Below are 17,399 nucleotides of genomic sequence, written 5' to 3'. Positions count from 1 at the left end.
GGCGGCAACCACCCGCATCACCGTGGGCCGCACATTCCAATGAGGCGTCACCCGGCGGCGCGCCGCATCGGGCGTGCTGGTTCAAACGAGCAGGTCAGCCCTTCCCGTGCCCGCGGTTCCCGGCGGACTCGGCATCCCGGATTCCTGCGCCCATTCGCCCACGCTAGATCGAACAGCTAGCGAGCCTGGTGCAGGCCGGCTGCCGATGAGGAGCAGGCTCGCCTCCGAATTGGCCGCGATCACTGGCGGGTGTGCCGCCGCCACTGACGCGGCGCACCGTGGCGCGCAGACCGGACGCTGGTGGCCGTTGTTACGCCGTTGGCGACGGCGGCCGGGCCAACCCCGGCGCCGGTGAGCGCGCCCGCACCAGTCAGACCGAACTGGGTGGCTCCGTCACATCACGCGCCCATGGAGGGAGCGTGGGCCCTCTCGGTGGCTCGGGTTGGATCGGAGTAGGCACCGGTGATGGTTTCGCGTGGCGTAGCGCCCGGGCGGTGAAGACGATGCCCGCCGCGGTTCCGGCGAGCAGGGGTTCCGGCAGCGCCGACAGCAGTCCGTTGTCGAGTTGCGCGGTCGACGATGCAAACAGCCAGAACCGATCGGTCGGGCTGGGTGACCTGGAGGCCGACGGCTCCGTCACCTCGTCTGACCACCGTCGGGGTTGCGGTCGCGGTAGGCGCGCGTGCGGCGTTCGGGTGGTGTTCCGGTGATGACACGGTTGCGGCCTGCGTGTTTGGCGGCGTACAGGTTGCGGTCGGCATCGGCCAGGGCGCCGGCCTGGCTGGGTGGGGAGGTTTCGCTGACGGCGGCGGCACCGATGCTGATGGTGACGGGCAGCCCGTTCGTGATGTCGTGCCAGTGGTGTTCGCTGATGGCGTGCCGGATTGCGTCGAGGTGTTGGGCGGCGCGGGTGATCGGGGTGGCGGGCAGGACGAGGAGGAACTCTTCGCCGCCGAGGCGGGCGGCGAACCCGGCCGGGTTCGTGGCGGCGAGTTCGGTGCCGAGGAGCTTGGCGACCTGGACGAGGACCTGATCGCCGACATCGTGGGAGAGGGTGTCGTTGATCTGTTTGAAGTGGTCGATGTCGGCGATCGCCACGGTGAGGTCGGGGTCGGCGGCGATCAGCGTCGATAGTTCCTCGTCGACATAGCGGCGGTTGGGTAGGCCGGTGAGGGCGTCGCGGCGGGCCTGGTCCCGGAACCGGCCGGCCTCCTGCCGGGCCTCGGTGGTTTCGAACACGGCGTGCCGGAGCAGCGCCTTCTCCTGCTCCTGCTCCGCGCGCAAGCCCTTCTGGGCAGCCTGGAAGACCTTGTGGGCGGCGTACGCCTCGGCGTGTTCCCCGCGGGCGGCGTGCAGTTCGGCCTGCTCCTGGTGCACCCGGACCAGGACCTCGTGCAACCCGCGTTCGAGGCACAGCGAGCGGGCAGCGCCCAGGCTCACCTGTGCCCGGCTGGTGGCGCCGAGACCACGCTGTGCCCGCGTCAGGGTCAGCAGGTAGTCGGCCAGATCGTCGGCGCCGTCGGACTCGCCGGCTTCGTGGCGGGCGATGCACTCCAGCATCGTCGCCTCGGCCTCGGCGTACTCGCCGTTGCCGATCTGAATCACCGCGATCGTGTCCAGTTCCGTCGGGTCGAGGTCGATGCCGTGCGCGTCGACATGCTCGCGCATGCGGTGGGTGATCTCCCCGGCCCGCGGGAGGTCACCGGCGTCGTACTCGGCCCAGGCCCAGTTGTTCAGCACGACGGTGAGCCGTTCCCACTGCTCCAGTTCCCGGGCCAGTGCCTCGGCCTGGCGGTAACGCAGCCGCGCCGATTCCATGTCGCCGTTGTGGCCCAGTGCATCGGCCAGCGCAGCGCGGAACGAGACCTGCATGTACGGGGTGGCGGTGTCATCGAGCAGCTCAACCGCGCTCAGTGCGTGCTCCAGAGACTTCGCCGCATCCCCGGCCACCTGTGCAATGGTCGCGCAGAACGCGTGGGTGCGGGCCTGCAGCCGGCGGTCACCGTGGACGGCCGCCCAGTTGCAGACCTCCTGGGTCAGCCGGGTTGCGCCCGCGAGGTCACCGGCCCGGTCGAGCATGACAGCCCGGCGCAGGCGGGCGCGCATGAGCAGGCTCTCATCGCCCAGGGCGGCGGCCTGCCGCTCAAACTCGGCCGCGGCGGCGTAACCAGCCTCGGGGTCCGGGACGACGATCCGGTCCTCGAGCGCCAGCAGGGCAGCCGACAGCTCCTCGACGTCAGCCGCGTGGCCCGTCATCAATCCACCCCACGCCGTCATTCTCTGCCTTGTCGGCCCCAGCCCGCCGAAGGTGACGGCAATTGCTCCGGTATCGGTATCGGACGGCGCTGAATGGCCTAGCGGCCCTCGGGCCGGCCACCGCCGGGGCTGTCCGTCCGGGACGAGAAATGCGTAAGCCAGAAGTCCGCTCCCTCCGCGCCGGGGTTGTGGCGGTAGTACGCCTCGACGGCCTCCGGCTTCAGTCCGCCCTGTCGGGTGAGGCGCTTCCACAGTTCGGGCGGCAAGGGCGGCACTGGTTCGCCATCTGCACAGCCGCTTCCGATGTCTGCGGGTAACGAGGGCAGGTTGGCAGCGGGCAGCGGCGGAAGGTCGAACCGGTCGCGCACCGCCGCCAGCATGGACGTACCTCATCGAGTGCGCGCGGCACCAGACCGGCTGGGCCGTCATCGGAAGAAGGCGCCGGATTGCGGACGAACTCCGCTGAGATTCGCTTGCGGCCCTTCTTGAAGGTCGCGCTGGGGGCCCGGGAGGCGTCGAACAGCAGGAGCAACTCACATTCCGGTACGCCCGCGGCCGACCACCACTGTTTCCAGGCCGGATCGTGGACCAATGCCTGCCACACATGGTCGAGGACCTCGTCGTAGGCCGGTGGCCAGTCACCGGGACCCCAGCCGCAAACCATGGTCAGCCACGAGCGAGGCGTCGTTGGCCGGGTCGGCACAGGGGCTCCCGCCCCGGGCGGAGTGGTTGCTGCCCATTTCATAGCTGACCGGGGTTTCGTGGTCCCAGAGCATGCCGGTGGCGCGCTCGAAGGCTTCGGGCGCGACCGTCAGCAGGAGCTCGGCATCCCGGTCGGCGAAGCGTTCCAGCGACTCTGGTTTGCCAGCAACCTTCTCGTACGTCCTGCGGCCAGCGGCCACGGCCGCGCATCGTGCGTACAGGAAGGAGTCGTCACCGACGATGAGCGGCCGGACGGCCTCGACATGCGCTGGTGTGTCGAGCGCATACAGGGCGTGCGCGAGGAGGTCGGCGAAGCGTGTGATGTCCTCCGCGCTCCGGGTGGCCAGAAGGTCGGTCAACCGCGTGAAATCATCGTCGTCCGGATTTCGACCCAACATGCCGATCAACGCCCAGAAGGCGTTCTGATCCATCACAACGAGCAGCGTATGGCTCACGGCCCCGACTCCGTTGCCCAACGCCGGGGACTGGCGACCCGAGCCGGCAATGCTGCCTCTACGGATCACGTGATCGCTGGGCTGACGGCATCCTTCGAGCGATTCGCCATCACGACGAAGCGGCCCGGCTCAGGATGAGCCGGGCCGCTTCCGGATTCTGCTACCCGGCGTGGTGGTGATTTCCGTGGTGGTTCTTGGCGTGGTGGTTTTTCGCGTGGTGGTGCTTGATGTGGTGGTTGTGCTTCGCGCCGTGGTGATTGTGCTTCGCGCCGTGGTGGTGGTGCTTTCCATGGTGGTGCTTGCCGTGGTGGTGGCGGTTCTTGGCGTGGCGGTGATGCTTGCGGTGGTGGTGCTTGCCGCGGTGGTGCTTCGCGTGGCCGTGGCGCTTCTGGGGAGGACATACGCCGGTGACGTCCAGCGTTGTCGTCTCCTCATCGGCGACGTCCTCCGGCGTGGCAGCCTCACTCTCGATCACGGTGGACGCCGCGCGGAGCTTCCAGCCGGTCGGGAGGGTGAGGGCGGCCATCTCGCGGTCCGGTCCGAAGTCGACCGACATGGCACCGTGAAGCCCCAGCTCGGGAAGGCCATCGAAGCCCAGATGCTCGGCCAGCGCCGCAAGCCGGGTGTCATCGTTCGCCAGCTGCTGGGCAATGTCCTTGAACTCGGGCCGTTCGGCAAGGTCGCCCAGGTCGTCCAGGGCGATGTACTTCGAAGGGTTCTGTGGATCCAGGGCAGCCCAGCGTCCCACAGCGAGCTTCTTCTTCTTGGCACCCACGAACACGGCTGTGAAGACCTTGAACTTTCCGTTCGCGGCCGTGTCGAACCTCCAGGTCCGGTACCCGGCCCCGGGTGCCTCGACGCCCGAGCAGTCGGCGTGGAGGGCCTTGGCGGCCACCGCTTCCGGCTTGTCGAGATTTCCCACCAGGAATGCCGGCAACGCCACCTCCGCGCCGGCCGCCGCGGACGCTGGTGTTGTGAGAGCCATCCCACCAGCGAGTGCGACACCTGTGGTCAACGCGAACGTGCCGAGACGGCCGAAGCCCATGGTTCCTCCGTGCATTTGATGATCAAGAGCCGAGCAAATGTCGCAGAGGGACAGGCGGGATGCAAGGAAGCGGCTTGCCCGGGGCGACTTGCGGAATGGACGAAGAGCAACAAGATCCACTTCTCGCCCGGTGATCAAAAGCACATCGATACGGGGCTGCAGACTGCTGACTCCCGAATGCGAACGGGCTCGCCGCCGCAGGCAGTGAGCGCCTGCGACGGCGAGCCGTCGCCGAGAGTGGCTAGCGGTGCCGGTAGCCGGGTGCGGCTAGCGGTGGCAGTAGCCGAGGGCGGCGAAGTCAATCTTGCCGTCCTCGCCGCTGCCCATGTCGTACCGGAGGTTTGTCAGTGTGTAGTGGATGGTGAGGCTCGACGAACCGTCGAGGGAGAGCGTCCTGCGCGTCTGTCGGTTCGCCACGGAACCGGCGAAGGTCTGCACCTTGCCGTTGCCGGTAATGAACTCCCAGCTCGCGGAGCCGGCGGTCGCTCCGGGGCTGAACACGAGCGCCACATCGACCTTGCGGCAGGACACGGCGTAGTCCTCGGAGATGTCCTTGTCGGTGTTGCCCCACAGGGAGGAGAAGCCGTCCCAGCGCGGCACGCCTCGGCCGTTGACGGCCACCGACCCGTCGGCCTGGCCGGGCGTGGGGGCCGGGGCGACCGTGCGAAGGGGAACCCATTTGTACCCGGCGAGCTTGACGGCCTTGCTGACGACGGTCTTACCGCCCTTGCGCACGGACACGCGGTACCAGCCGGATCCCCACGCCGGGCGGACCGACCCCGTCAACCTGAGGACGCCGTGGGACTTCTTGCTGCTGGTGACCTTGCCGACGGTCGTGGCGTTGTGGACCCAACGATTGCCCACCTTGTGCTCCACCCGGAGCCGGGAGCTGCCCAGGGGTGCGGTGGCGGTGAACGTGATGGCGGCTCCCGCGTCGGCGTACGACGCGGCCGGCTTGAACGTCACCTTGCGGGTGCCGGCGACTGCCGGCGTGGCGACCAACGATGCGGCGACCGCGAGAAGCACGGCTGCGCAGGCACCCGCGATGGTGCGGCGATTCATGGGAGGTTCCTTTCAGAAGCGTGAATGTGACCAGCGCAGAGCACTGGGCACGGGAGAAGCACATCGGCTATCCGAACGCCGCGGAGGGTCACCTCTCGGACCACTCCAGCCCCTCACGCGGGAGACCATCGGCAGGCCGCCCGCGCACCTGACGAAAATGTCTTACTTATCGCCCGGGCGGCCAGCGCCGAGTGGAGCGCGCTCCGCGGCTCACGTCGGATCGGCGTTTCTCGTGTGCCGCTACCGCTCCGGGCGGGTGCGAGGCTCGAATGCCCGGCGCAGCGCGGCGCGCAGCCGGGGACCGAAGGGACGCTCGATGTACCGGTACACCAGCCATGCGGGGCCGAGCATGATGACGACCGTCGCGCCGATCAGGACCCCCACCGGCAGGCCGGTCAGCTCATACCCGTACCGGATGATGGTGTAGCCGATCCGCTGGTGCAGCAGATAGAACGGGTAGGTCAGCGCTCCCGCCAGCGTCAACCAGCGCCAACCGGGGAGGCCCCGCCCGCCGAGCGCGATCAGCACCAGGATCGCGTATCCGAGCGTCACGATGACGACGGCGGGCCAGAGCGCAACGCCGAACCCGTGCGGTCCGACCCGCTCCGCGAGGCGGTGCATGTTCACCCACCAGGACAGGCCGAGGATCAGCCACAGCAGGGGCGTCGGTCCGAAGCGGTGCATCAGGTAGATGGCGACACCGGCGACGAAGTAGCCCGCGAACTCCCCGACGGTGATCACCTTGAGGAGCGGCACGTCCAGGGAGGTGGCCGCGCAGGCGGCCAGCAGCCAGCCGAGCAGGAAGATCACGGTTCGCTGGTACGTGACGCCCCACGCCACGACGACCGCGAACAGAAGGTAGAACCGCAGCTCCGCCCACAGGGTCCAGTACACGTTGTCCACAGCGGGCACTCCGAGCGGCTCCTGCACCATGGTGAAGTTGACGCCGACGTCGGCCCACGACAGTGGTACACGTTGAGGGATGTGGCCGCTGATCGGCAGCAGTGTGGTGACCGCGAAGGTGGCGACGATGCACGTCCAGTACGCCGGATAGAGCCGGCCGGCGCGGGAGGCGAAGAAGTACCCGAGTGTCCGCCCCCAACTGCTCATGCAGATCGCGAATCCGCTGATCATGAAGAAGAGTTCCACGCCGAGGAAGCCGTAGATCGTGACGCGGCTGGCGTCGGGCAGGAAGTACGCGGGTGTGTGGACGCCGTCGAGTGCCCAGTACGTGGTGTAGTGGTGGACCGCGACGGCGAGCGCCGCGATCAGCCGCAGTCCGTCCAGGGCGGCGAGCCGGTGCGGCCCGCGGGTTGGCGAGGTCGGCGCCGCCGCACGGCCGCGGGCGGTGAGCCGGTAGTACCGCCGGAGCCGTCCGTCGGCGGCCTCTTCCCGGTCGACCGCCACGAGCTTTCGCTCGGCCAGCCGGTCCAGGGTGCCGTAGAGCGTGCCCGGCTGGAGCCGGACCTCGCCCTCGGAGACGGCCGTGACCTCCCGGATCACCGCGGAACCAGACAACGGGCCGCGGGTCAGGGCGGTGAGGATCAGGGACGCGGGCCCCAGGAGCGCTGACATGCCCGGGGAAGATACGTCACCCGGTATATAACGTCAACCTGACTATCAAGTCGCGGCGGATACCACGCTTGACGTTATATAGCGGCGGCTGTAGCGTCCGGGCCCATGCAAGAACCCACGTTCTTGATCTTGACTGCGCTGGCGGCCGAACCCACGCACGGCTACGGCGTCATCCGGGCGGTCGAGACGCTGTCGGACGGCGACGTCGTCCTGCGTCCGGGCACGCTCTACGGCGCCCTGGACCGCCTCGCCGAGCAGGGCCTCGTCGAGGTGGACCGGGAGGAGGCCATCGACGGCCGGCTGCGCCGGTACTACCGGCTCACCGATCACGGTGCCGCCGCACTGGCCGGACAGGTCGCCCGGCTGCGCCGCAACGCCGACGCGGCGGAGGCCCGGCTCCGGCGGCCCGCCGGACGGCCCGTACTCGGAACCATGAGCCCGGGGCTGGCTGGATGACCGCCTCCCCGGCCCGTCGCGAGCGCCGCTACCGGCTGCTGCTCTGGGCGTACCCGGGTCCCTATCGTCGCCGGCACGGCGTCGAGATCATCACCACGCTGCTGGACATGGCCGAGTCCGGGTACGGGCCGACCGCCGGCCAGACGCTGCATCTGGTGGCCTGCGGCATCCGGCAGCGGTTCCGGCTGCCCTTCCGGCGGCCGTTCGCCATGCTCGCCGCCGTGCTGGCCGCGGTCGCGCTCGGCGCGCTCGGCAGTGCGGGAGGTACGTGGCTGGGCTGGCGTACGGCCACCACCGTGCCGTCCACCGACCAGTTGCGGAGCCTGACCGTCGACATGATCGGTGCGGCCCCGTCGCAGACGGAGGTCCATCCGTGGGAGACGGCGATGAACGGGCCCGTCATGGCCTCGGCCGCACGAACCACAGTGCCCTATCCGGGTGAGCGCCTGCGGACGGCCCTGACCAACTCGGGCTGGCGGATCGTCAGATTCACCGAGACCCCGGCAACGTACGGAGACACCTTCTTCGACGAGCCCGTGATTCCGCAGCAGACGATCATGTTCGACGCGGCGAAGGGCGGTCTGGTCCTGAGGGGCTTCAGTGACACCGCCGTCGGCGGGGTTCTGTACAACGACGTGGGCACGGACGCTCGCGTCGACGTCTGGGCGGTGGACACCGCCGCCGTCGTGCCCCTGACGATCGCCGGGCTGGTGATCGGTGCGCTGGCCGGATGGCTGCTGGTGGCCGCGCTCGCCACTCGCGTCCGGCAGGCCGGGCGCGCCCACCGGACAACCGTGGCCGTACTCGCCGTGACGGCCGTCCTGGCCGCGATCGCGCCGGTGTTCGCCCTCTACTGCAAGCTCTACCAGATCCTGGTGTACGACATCGGCGCGTCGAACGCCTACATCATGTCCAGTCCCAGCGACCAGCTACCGGCGCATCTGGCCCCGGCCGGCGCCGCCGTCGGGCTGGTCGCCCTGGCCGCGGCCGTGGTGATCGCGGCCAGGGGCGCCCGTTTGGCGTCTGACTAGGCCCGCCTCAGCGCAGGCGCAGGTGCAGGCTCTCCAGAGCCTCGGGGGAGTCCGGCACCACGATGCGCGGCGGCCGCAGGCTGAAGCCGGTCAGGGCGCACACCGCGCCGATCACCGTCAGCAGCGCGCCGAGGCCGGTCAGCAGCCAGCTCAGGTTCTCCGCCTGGTTGGCGCTCAGCAGCGAGCCACGCAGCGCCTCACCCATGAGCGCGGTCTGCTGGGCCTGCGTCAGCTGGCCGCCGGTCGGCTGCGCCGACAGTTCCGTGTACGTCTTGCCGCCGGCGGCCTTCGCGACCTGCGCGGAGACGAACTCGGCGTACGCCTTGGCTTCGCCGCCCGTGGTGACCTTCTCTCCGGCGTACCTCTTCAGGGCGTCCGGAAGCTGGGCCGGGTCGGTCGGGAAGGCGATCTTCTGGGCGGCCAGCTCGTGCCGTACCTCGCTCTGTGCCTGCACGCCCTGCAGCGTCAGCACCGGGCCGGCCCCGGCCAGCACCACACCGAGCACGGCCATCAGCACGCTCGCGATCCCCCGCGACTTCCGCATAAGTCCCTACCCCCTCCGTGCCGCGCCCGGCCCTGTCATGTCTGGCTGACATCCGAAAGTTCGGCCGATGCACGGGGGTTCGTAGGTTTCGTGCGTCACACCCGCCCGCGCCGGAGCCGGATCCCATCCCGCGGACGCACGCTCAAGGTCGGACACCTACACCAGCGGGCTGCTCGGCTTCGCCGCCACGCTGACCGCCTCGGCGGCCGCCCGGCTGGCGACGAACCCGGCAGTGGCCTACGTCACTCCCGGCCGCGAGGTGGCTGCGGCGAGCAGCGAGAAGTCGCCGCCGTCCTGGGGGCTGGACCGGGTCGACCAGCGCGGGCGCAGCCTGTCCGGCCGCTACACGTATCCCACCACGGGCGGCGCCGGGGTGACCGTGTACGTGCTCGACAGCGGCATCCGCATCAGTCACCGGGACTTCGGCGGCCGGGCCCGCTACGGCTGGGACTTCATCGGCCACGACGCGAGGGCCGACGACTGCAACGGCCATGGCACGCACGTCGCCGGCACGGTCGGCGGCAGCCGGTACGGCGTGGCCAAGCGCGTGCGGCTGGTCGCCGTACGGGTGCTGGACTGCAAGGGCAGGGGCAGCTACGCGCAGATCATCGCCGGGATCAACTGGATCACCGCCCACGCGGCCCGCCCGGCCGTGGTGAACATGAGCATCGAGGGCCCACCGTCCAGGGCGCTCGACGACGCGGTGCACCGCTCCGTCGCGGCCGGCATCACGTTCGTGGTGGCCGCCGGGAACGACTCGCGCGACGCCTGCAGGGTCTCCCCGGCCCGGGAGCCGTCCGCGCTGACCGTCGGCGCCACCGACCGCCGCGACCGCCGGGCCCGGTTCTCCAACTACGGCCGGTGCCTGGACCTGTTCGCGCCCGGCCAGGCGATCGTCTCGGACTGGACGTCGAGCAACCACGCCCACCAGGCGATGTCGGGTACCTCGATGGCCGCCCCGCACGTGGCCGGCGCGGCCGCCCTGCTGCTGGCCGCGCACCCGGCCTGGCAGCCGGCCTCGGTACGCGTCGCCCTGCTGCGCGCCGCCTCCCGCCACAAGATCAGTTCGGCCGGCCGGAGATCGCCGAACCTGTTGCTCTGCACCTGCCGCTGACTCCCGGCGCCGCCCTCCGTCAGGTGTAATCCGCGCCCTCCGGGTACATCGCGGGAGGGGAAGGAGGGCCCGATGGAGTTGACGGCCACGACCACGGTCCGCAAACCCGCCGCCGAGGCGTACACCTTCTGGCGCCGGTTCGAGAACCTCGCCGAGTTCATGGCGCACGTGGATGAGGTGCGCCAGACCGGGGGGCAGACCAGTCACTGGCGGGCGAGCGCGCCATTCGGGCGCACGGTCGAGTGGGACGCGGAGATCACCGAGGAGGTGCCGGGCCAGACGATCGCCTGGCGGTCCCTGGGGGAGGCGGAAGTGCCGAACTCCGGGGTCGTCCGATTCGTGCCGGCCCCGGATACCGCGTGCACAGAGGTGTCCGTACACCTGGTGTATGAGATTCCCGGCGGCGAGCTGGGCAAGGCGGTGGCCAAGTACTTCGGGGAGGAGCCGCACCAGCAGCTGGATGACGACCTGCGCCGGTTCAAGCAGGTGCTGGAGACAGGCGAGGTGGTGCGCTCGGACGGCGCCCCGTGGGGTAAGCGGGCGCGCGACGAGTTCCCGCAGCGGCCCGCGCGGCCGCTGTCACCGGACGAACGGGCCGAGGAGGAGATCGCATGAGAGCGGCCACCTGGGCCGGGCGTAACAAGGTCGAGGTCCGTGACGTGCCGGAACCCCGCATCCTGAACGGCCGGGACGCCATCGTGAAGATCACCTCGACCGCGATCTGCGGCTCCGACCTGCACCTGGTGGACGGGTACGTGCCGACGATGCGCGACGGTGACGTCATGGGTCACGAATTCATGGGCGAGGTCGTGGAGGTGGGGACCGGAGTCGACGGGAACCGGCTCCGCGTCGGCGACCGGGTGGTGGTGCCCTTCCCGATCGCCTGCGGCGCCTGCGCGGCCTGCGCCAACGAGCTGTACTCGTGCTGCGAGAACAGCAACCCGAACGCGGGCATCGCGGAGAAGATGTTCGGCCACCCGGTCGCCGGAATCTTCGGATACTCGCACCTGACCGGCGGGTTCGCCGGTGGGCAGGCGCAGTACGCGCGCGTACCGTTCGCCGACGTCGGGCCCATCAAGATCGAGTCGGACCTGGCCGACGAGCAGGTGCTGTTCCTGTCCGACATCCTGCCCACCGGATACATGGGTGCCGAGATGTGCGACATCCAGCCGTCCGATGTGGTCGCGGTGTGGGGCTGCGGCCCGGTCGGGCAGTTCGCCATGGACAGTGCCCGGCTGCTCGGTGCCGCCGTGGTGATCGGGATCGACAAGGAGCCGTACCGGCTGCGGATGGCCGAGCAAGCCGGCCACACCACGATCAACTTCGAGGACGTCGACGTCCGCTCCCGGCTGCTCGAACTGACCGGAGGGCGCGGGCCGGACAAGTGCATAGACGCGGTCGGCATGGAGGCCAGCCACGGCAGCGCCCATCTGCACGCGTACGACCGGATCAAGCAGGCCGTACGCTCGGAGACCGAACGGCCGCACGCCCTGCGCCAGGCCATCCTGTCCTGCCGCAGCGGCGGCATCGTCTCCGTCGTCGGCGTTTACGGTGGCTTCCTCGACAAGTTCCCGGCCGGAGCATGGATGAACCGGGCGCTCACGCTGCGTACCGGCCAGTGCCACGTGCACCGGTACCTGCGGCCGTTGCTGGAGCGCATCGAGCGGGGCGAGCTCGCCCCGTCCCGGATCATCACGCACACCCTGCCGCTCGATGAGGCGGCACACGGGTACGAGATCTTCAAGAAGAAGCAGGACGACTGCGAAAAGGTCGTCCTCAAGCCGTGATCTTTGGTTAATAGCCATTGTGGAGCAAGGGGATGCGTGCGCCGCGTCGCCGGACGGTGACGGGGCGCAGCGCATTTCCCCATACGGCGAATTGCGGGCTCAATCTCCCGGAAATTGAACCGCCGATGCGTGCCGCCCCGTACTGGTGCGTGACAGACATCGACGAGTCAACGACGAGGAGTGGTGATGAGACTGCGACAGCGACGAGGTTCCGGTAACAACCGCAGGCTGATCGGCGCGGCAGTCTTCGCAGGCGTGCTGGTGGCCGGTGGGGTGACCGGCGTGCAGTTCGCGTCGGCGGGCGAGAACACCACCAAGGCGGACGGGGTCATCTCCGTCAACGGGCAGGCCTTCGACGTCTCGAAGTGCGCCCAGGTACAGGTCAACGGCAACGACGTGATCTGCGACGGGGAGAAGCTGGCCCCGCAGCAGCAGAACGCCAACGACCAGGCGGCGCTGTCCGCAGCGGCGCTGGAGACGGCGTGTGACACGTTCGCGGCCGACCAGAGCGCGGCGGACGGGGCGGCGGGCAAGGACGACGCGGCGGCCGGTCAGGATGCGGCAGCCGGTCAGGATGCGGCGGCCGGTCAGGACGGCGCGGCGGCCGGTCACCAGGGTGCTGGCGCGGCCAGCAATGCCAAGAAGGCGAAGAAGGCCGCTAAGGCCATGCGTGCCATGCAGGCGAAGCAGGCGCGCGCGGCCAAGGCGCGTGCCGCCAAGGCTGCCCGGGGTGCGGCTGCCGGGCGCGGGAACGGCGCGGCGGCTCACGGCAACGGGGCGGCCCAGGGTAACGGTGCGGCTCAGGGCAACGGGGCGGCCAAGGGTGCGGACGCCGCGCAGGGTAACGGTGCGGATCACGGCAACGCCGCTGGCCAGGCCAACGGTGCCGCCAACCAGGGTGCGGGCGCGGACGCCGAGGTCACGGCGGCCCAGCAGGCGCTGCTGAAGGCCTGCCTGGACCTGGCCGACGCCAAGGCGGCGGCGGGCCAGGGCGCTGGCAACAACGACAACGCCGGCAACAACAACGCCGGCAACAACGACAACGCCGGCAACGACAACGCCGGCAACGCGGGCAACGGCAACGCGGGCAACGGCAACGCGGGCAACGGCAACGCGGGCAACGACGACGCCGGCAACAAGGACAACGCTGGTGCGGACAACGGTGGCAAGGCGGACGGCGCGGCCGCCGGTAAAGGCGCCGCGCAGGACGGTGCGGTGAGTAACCAGGACTGAGAAAGGCAGGCGCGGCCCACGATTATCGCGGGCCGCGCCTCACCGTTTCGGCATCCGGTTGCGGCAATTTCGCCGTATCCGGAATTGTGGTGTCCGATTCTCGGTAAACCTGGCTGGGGTTACTTTTCCTGGGTGCCGGAAAGCGTCTGCCCCGAAGTGAAGTTCGCTGGCGCATTCCATTTCTGGAGCAGGCTGTCGGTGCAGTCGGCAACCTTCGCTTTGGCCGTACCGTCCGTGTGGGTGTCGGGGGTGGTCACCGTCAGGTCCGTCGGTGTGAGGCAATGGCCGTCGGCGTCGACGATGCGGTAGCTGGTGGTGTAGTCGCCGGTATCGCCCCACGTGGTCCATTTGAGGCTGTTGTCGGTGAGCACGCCGGTGGCGCTGCACGCTGTCACCGTCACGTACTTGTTCGACGCGGTCGAACGCGGGCTCTTCAGGCAGACGCCGGGACTGCTGGTGCCGGTCGTGCGGATGCGTTCCGCCACCGCGTTCGCGGCGTTGGTGGACTGCGCCGGCATGTCCCAGCGCTGGTTCCACGAGACGTTGCCGTCCGGGGCCTGCTTGCAAAACCAGACGATCATGTACGACATGTTGACGTCGTGGTTGGTCACGTCGAGGCAGCGGCTGAACTGCTTGAAGTTCACCAGCTGGCCGGTGGCCCTGGACGCCATTCCCGCGCCCACCCCGGCCTGAGGCCGGAACACCATCTTGTTGGCGGTGCCTCCGCAGCCGCCGATCACGAGGAAGTTGTTGGGGGAGGCGGTCGACTTCAGGTTGAGGCAGAAGCTGTCCAGGTTGATGCCGTCCGAGGTGCTGCGGAAGTTCGAGCTGTTGTCGAGGCTCCACTGCTGGCGGGCCTGTCGGCCCAGACACGGCTGGAACGTCACCTGGTCATCGGTCTTGCGCGGCATCGGGGCGTCGAGGCACAGCCCGGCCTTGTACGTCGAGGTCTCGGACTGGACGAGCTTGATGTTCAGGTCGGCGGTGTAGGCGAACCGCTGGTCGCTCGCGCCGTCGACGCACTTCTCCATCATCACCTTCGCGCCCGCGCCCGGGAAGCGGCTGCCGCCGGCGTCCAGGCACAGGTACGGGTTCGTGGGCTGGTCGAGGCGGATGGCGCCGCCGCTGATGTTCTCGTTCGACGTTTTGAACTTGTACGTGGCCTCCAGCGTCCGGGTGTCCTTCGCACCCGCGCTGGAAGTCCCGCCGGTGCCGGTCACGGTCAGCTTCGCCGATACCGGGACGTCGAGCGGCGGGCAGGACATCGGCACCTCGGCGCCGCTGGGGGACAGTCCGTAGTAGGTGATCGTCACCGTGTACTTCGCGCCGTCCGCGCCCGCGCCGTCCATCTGACACGGCGGCAGTTCCTCGAGGGCGCCCGCGCCGCTACCGTCGATGGCCGCCCGGATCTGGCCGAGTGCCACATCCATGCCGGACCGGGCACCCTCCATGGAACTCGTCCGGCTGGAGATCGTGCCCGTACTGTTGGCCTGCTTGACCACGATGGGCACCATCGCGGCGGTCGCCGCCAGCGCGACCGTCGTCAGCAGCATCGCCAGGGGCAGCGAGCCGCCCTCGCCCCGGCGTGGCCCCGACCAGCGCACGAATCTCATATCGTCGGCCTTCCCTCGCTGCATCCGTTGGTCGCAAGCGTGTCCCGCGACGTGTTCACCGCGGTGAAGGTGGTGTCGACCTCCGTGGTGCTGCCCGCGGAACGCGACGTCAACCTGATGCGCAGTCGCTGATTGGCCGTGGTGAACTGGCTGCCGGCGCTGGCGGACGAGTAGGGCGTGCTATTGGCGGGCTGCATCTCGAACGGCTGATACGACTGTTCGACGAGGTTCGACGCCACGGTCGTCCAGGTGCTGGCCGCGGTCGGCGGTGTGCCCTTCGTCCACCGGACGAGCTGCAGGATCCCGGCGCCGTCCTGGCCGTTCGCGGCCGGCTGCGCGGTCGTGTCGAAGCGCAGCTGCGCGCACTTGGTGGGGTCGGCATCCGCGAACTCCACGTACCACCTGGTGCCGACCTTGCCGGGGTCCGCGATCCAGGACGCGTAGCGCAGCTCCCGGTCGAACCGCTGGAACGCCATGTACAACTGGGCCTGGGCCACGGCCCGCGTCTCGATGAGGTTGTTCGCGCGGAATACCTGAATGATCCCGGTGGCGAACATCGCCCCGACGACGCTCATGATGCTCATCGTCACCATCATCTCGACGAGCGACACGCCCTCGTCGCCGCGCCGCCGCGACATGTTCTCCCGAAGCCAGCGCATCACTTCACCGTCCACGTGAACATCAGCGCGGCCGTCCGGCCCGAGTTGTCGGCGACGTTGAGCCGCACCAGATAGGTGCCCTTCACGGTCGGCTTGCCGGAGATCACACCGCCGGAGCTCATGGTCAGGCCCGTGGGCAGGCCCGTGGCCGTCCAGGTCTGCTGGCCCGAGCCGCCCGTGGTCTTGGCGGTCAGCGACACCGTCGTGTTCACCGTGGTGGTCTGGTTGGGGTTGGCCGGGTCCGGCACGGAGACCTGCAGGTTGCTGGGCTGGTCGTTGGTCAGCAGCCAGACGACCGGGGCGGAGGCGACCCTGCCCGTGTTGTCGGTGATGTACACCGTGGTCACGAACCGGGTGCCGCTGGTGGCGGTACCCGTGATCAGGCCGGTGTTCGGGTCGATCGACAGGCCGGTGGGCAGATCGTCCGCCCGCCAGGTGTACGCGCCCGTGCCGCCGCTGCCGGTCATGGGGATGGCGGTCGCACCGCCCAGGATGGTGTTGATGACGAGCGTCTGCGACGCGGTGCTGGTGACAGCGAGCGGTACCACGATTTCCCAGTTGAAGGTCTGCGAGACCGACTTGTTGTTGGCGTCGGTCACGGTGACCGTGACGGGCTGCGGCGCCTGCGCGGTGGTGGGCGTGCCGGAGATGACCCCGGTCGTCGTGTTGAGCGTCAGGCCCGCCGGCAGGGTCGTCGAGCTGTACGTCAGCGCCGGTTTGCCACCGGTGGCCACCAGCTGCAGCGACAGGGCAGTGCCCAGGTCGCTCGTCTGGTCGGCAGGCTTGGTGAGCGCCAGCTTGTTGAACACCTCGACGGTGAGTGTGGCGATGTCCGAGTCGCCGACGCGGTCCGTCACGGTCACCTGCACGGACTTGGTGCCGGGCGTCGTCGCGGTGCCCTCGAGCTTGCCCGACTGCGGTACGAGCGTGAGTCCCGGGGGCAGTACCCCGGTGACCTGCCAGTCGAGCGGCATGCTGCCACCGGTGCTCTTCATCTGCAGGGCCGGGTCCGCCGGGACGGCGGTGGTCAGGTTGTCACCCACGTACACGGTCATGACGCTGGGCCCGGTGATCGACGGTGGCGGGCGGTTCAGGTCGAAGTGGGGGTCGCCACCGATGCTGGCCAGCGTCGAGGTCACGTACACGCACGGGCCCGTCGCGCAGCCCTTGCCGGTCCAGGTCACGGACACCACGACCCGGAAGTACGGCAGATCGGCGGAGGTGTGGGTCTTCTTGCAATCGGCTGCCGCGCCGGTCGCCGAGCCGGCCGCCGTCTTGGTCTGCCAGCACCGTCCCACGTACCACTGCTGGGCGTACGCCACGTTGGCCAGGTTCACCGTGACCGGCGCCGTGGGCAGGGGTGCCTGCGCCCCGTCCGGCGCGGCCAGCGGCAGCATCGGATCCCAGTCGGCCTGGGTGTCGGCCAGCGCCGTGGCCACCTTCGCGGGGGCGGCAGACCACTGGGCATCTGTGGCCATCTTGCCTCGCCCGGTCAGCAGCGAGGCGGGAGCGAGCGCGCGGACGCGTTCCACCGCGTCGTTAGCGACCTGAACGGCGGCCTGCTTCGAACGCTGCTCGGCGACGAGAATGACGGAGTTGACCATGAACGGCGCGGTGGCGGCCATGACGGTGCCGATCACGGCGAGCGCGACCAGCACCTCGGCGAGCGTGGTGCCCGCATCGCCCGTTCCGCGCAGCACGAAGCGGCGCAACCGGCGCACAACACGTGCCCAGGGTCGCGTGGTGACGCGGTCCCAACTGGCTGGCATGCCTCTCCGTCACATGGTCGCGGTGGGGCCGCGGAAGGCGGTCCCTCAGGCGTTCCATCGGCGGGGCCGGGCCCGACTTGAGAGAGATCTACAACGGG

At 69.5% G+C, this 17,399-nt stretch carries 16 protein-coding genes and 1 pseudogene; 7 read left to right on the top strand and 10 right to left on the bottom strand.

The window, feature by feature from the left end:
• Positions 1-636: 636 nt before the first annotated feature.
• The 6 genes from ACMCNN_RS24920 to ACMCNN_RS24895 all read right to left on the bottom strand — a co-directional run bounded on the left by ACMCNN_RS24920 (position 637) and on the right by ACMCNN_RS24895 (position 7,095).
• Positions 637-2,256, bottom strand: a complete 1,620-nt coding sequence (locus ACMCNN_RS24920; protein WP_412742937.1) for a diguanylate cyclase — start codon at positions 2,254-2,256, stop codon at positions 637-639.
• A gap of 98 nt (positions 2,257-2,354) precedes the next feature.
• Positions 2,355-2,636, bottom strand: coding sequence for a hypothetical protein (locus ACMCNN_RS24915; RefSeq protein WP_412742936.1), 282 nt, complete (start codon positions 2,634-2,636; stop codon positions 2,355-2,357).
• A 258-nt stretch (positions 2,637-2,894) separates the two neighbouring features.
• Positions 2,895-3,413 carry a DUF4240 domain-containing protein gene (locus ACMCNN_RS24910; RefSeq protein ID WP_412742935.1) on the bottom strand — a complete coding sequence of 173 codons (519 nt, stop codon included), beginning with the start codon at positions 3,411-3,413 and terminating at the stop codon, positions 2,895-2,897.
• A gap of 160 nt (positions 3,414-3,573) precedes the next feature.
• Positions 3,574-4,458, bottom strand: coding sequence for a hypothetical protein (locus tag ACMCNN_RS24905; protein ID WP_412742934.1), 885 nt, complete (start codon positions 4,456-4,458; stop codon positions 3,574-3,576).
• 267 nt (positions 4,459-4,725) lie between these two features.
• Positions 4,726-5,520 (bottom strand): hypothetical protein, encoded by a 795-nt coding sequence (locus tag ACMCNN_RS24900; RefSeq protein ID WP_412742933.1) that lies wholly within the window; start codon positions 5,518-5,520, stop codon positions 4,726-4,728.
• A gap of 240 nt (positions 5,521-5,760) precedes the next feature.
• Positions 5,761-7,095 (bottom strand): acyltransferase family protein, encoded by a 1,335-nt coding sequence (locus ACMCNN_RS24895; RefSeq protein ID WP_412742932.1) that lies wholly within the window; start codon positions 7,093-7,095, stop codon positions 5,761-5,763.
• A gap of 105 nt (positions 7,096-7,200) precedes the next feature.
• Between ACMCNN_RS24895 and ACMCNN_RS24890 the strand changes: the two genes are divergently transcribed.
• Positions 7,201-7,551, top strand: a complete 351-nt coding sequence (locus ACMCNN_RS24890; protein ID WP_412742931.1) for a PadR family transcriptional regulator — start codon at positions 7,201-7,203, stop codon at positions 7,549-7,551.
• Complete coding sequence (locus ACMCNN_RS24885) at positions 7,548-8,582, top strand: hypothetical protein (RefSeq protein WP_412742930.1); 1,035 nt, start codon at positions 7,548-7,550, stop codon at positions 8,580-8,582. The genes ACMCNN_RS24890 and ACMCNN_RS24885 overlap by 4 nt, the downstream gene beginning before the upstream one ends.
• A gap of 7 nt (positions 8,583-8,589) precedes the next feature.
• Here ACMCNN_RS24885 and ACMCNN_RS24880 read toward each other — a convergent pair whose 3' ends face one another.
• Positions 8,590-9,099 carry a hypothetical protein gene (locus ACMCNN_RS24880; protein ID WP_412742929.1) on the bottom strand — a complete coding sequence of 170 codons (510 nt, stop codon included), beginning with the start codon at positions 9,097-9,099 and terminating at the stop codon, positions 8,590-8,592.
• 190 nt (positions 9,100-9,289) lie between these two features.
• On the opposite strand from ACMCNN_RS24880, the pseudogene ACMCNN_RS24875 reads away from it, so the two are divergent.
• The 5 genes and pseudogenes from ACMCNN_RS24875 to ACMCNN_RS24855 form a co-directional block, all read left to right on the top strand.
• Positions 9,290-9,376: pseudogene (locus tag ACMCNN_RS24875) on the top strand (protease inhibitor I9 family protein); the annotation flags it as partial.
• On the top strand, positions 9,359-10,240 hold the full coding sequence (locus tag ACMCNN_RS24870; RefSeq protein WP_412742928.1) for a S8 family peptidase: 882 nt from the start codon (positions 9,359-9,361) through the stop codon (positions 10,238-10,240). The pseudogene ACMCNN_RS24875 and the gene ACMCNN_RS24870, both read left to right, overlap by 18 nt.
• A 72-nt stretch (positions 10,241-10,312) precedes the next feature.
• Complete coding sequence (locus ACMCNN_RS24865) at positions 10,313-10,855, top strand: SRPBCC family protein (RefSeq protein ID WP_412742927.1); 543 nt, start codon at positions 10,313-10,315, stop codon at positions 10,853-10,855.
• Positions 10,852-12,027, top strand: a complete 1,176-nt coding sequence (locus ACMCNN_RS24860) for a zinc-dependent alcohol dehydrogenase (protein ID WP_412742926.1) — start codon at positions 10,852-10,854, stop codon at positions 12,025-12,027. Before ACMCNN_RS24865 ends, ACMCNN_RS24860 begins: the two co-directional genes overlap by 4 nt.
• A gap of 186 nt (positions 12,028-12,213) precedes the next feature.
• Positions 12,214-13,260 (top strand): hypothetical protein, encoded by a 1,047-nt coding sequence (locus tag ACMCNN_RS24855; RefSeq protein WP_412742925.1) that lies wholly within the window; start codon positions 12,214-12,216, stop codon positions 13,258-13,260.
• A 119-nt stretch (positions 13,261-13,379) separates the two neighbouring features.
• Here ACMCNN_RS24855 and ACMCNN_RS24850 read toward each other — a convergent pair whose 3' ends face one another.
• From ACMCNN_RS24850 to ACMCNN_RS24840, 3 genes are read right to left on the bottom strand one after another with little or no spacing between them, the layout of a single operon-like run.
• On the bottom strand, positions 13,380-14,873 hold the full coding sequence (locus tag ACMCNN_RS24850) for a ricin-type beta-trefoil lectin domain protein (RefSeq protein WP_412742924.1): 1,494 nt from the start codon (positions 14,871-14,873) through the stop codon (positions 13,380-13,382).
• Positions 14,870-15,532 carry a type II secretion system protein J gene (locus ACMCNN_RS24845; RefSeq protein WP_412742923.1) on the bottom strand — a complete coding sequence of 221 codons (663 nt, stop codon included), beginning with the start codon at positions 15,530-15,532 and terminating at the stop codon, positions 14,870-14,872. Before ACMCNN_RS24845 ends, ACMCNN_RS24850 begins: the two co-directional genes overlap by 4 nt.
• Positions 15,532-17,301 carry a putative Ig domain-containing protein gene (locus tag ACMCNN_RS24840; protein WP_412742922.1) on the bottom strand — a complete coding sequence of 590 codons (1,770 nt, stop codon included), beginning with the start codon at positions 17,299-17,301 and terminating at the stop codon, positions 15,532-15,534. The genes ACMCNN_RS24845 and ACMCNN_RS24840 overlap by 1 nt, the downstream gene beginning before the upstream one ends.
• Positions 17,302-17,399: the final 98 nt, after the last annotated feature.

The sequence above is a fragment of the Krasilnikovia sp. MM14-A1004 genome (assembly GCF_047159485.1).
In the GTDB taxonomy this organism is placed as follows: domain Bacteria; phylum Actinomycetota; class Actinomycetes; order Mycobacteriales; family Micromonosporaceae; genus Actinoplanes.
Note: the sequence above shows the minus strand (reverse complement) of the source record. Positions and strands in the feature narration are given on the sequence as shown.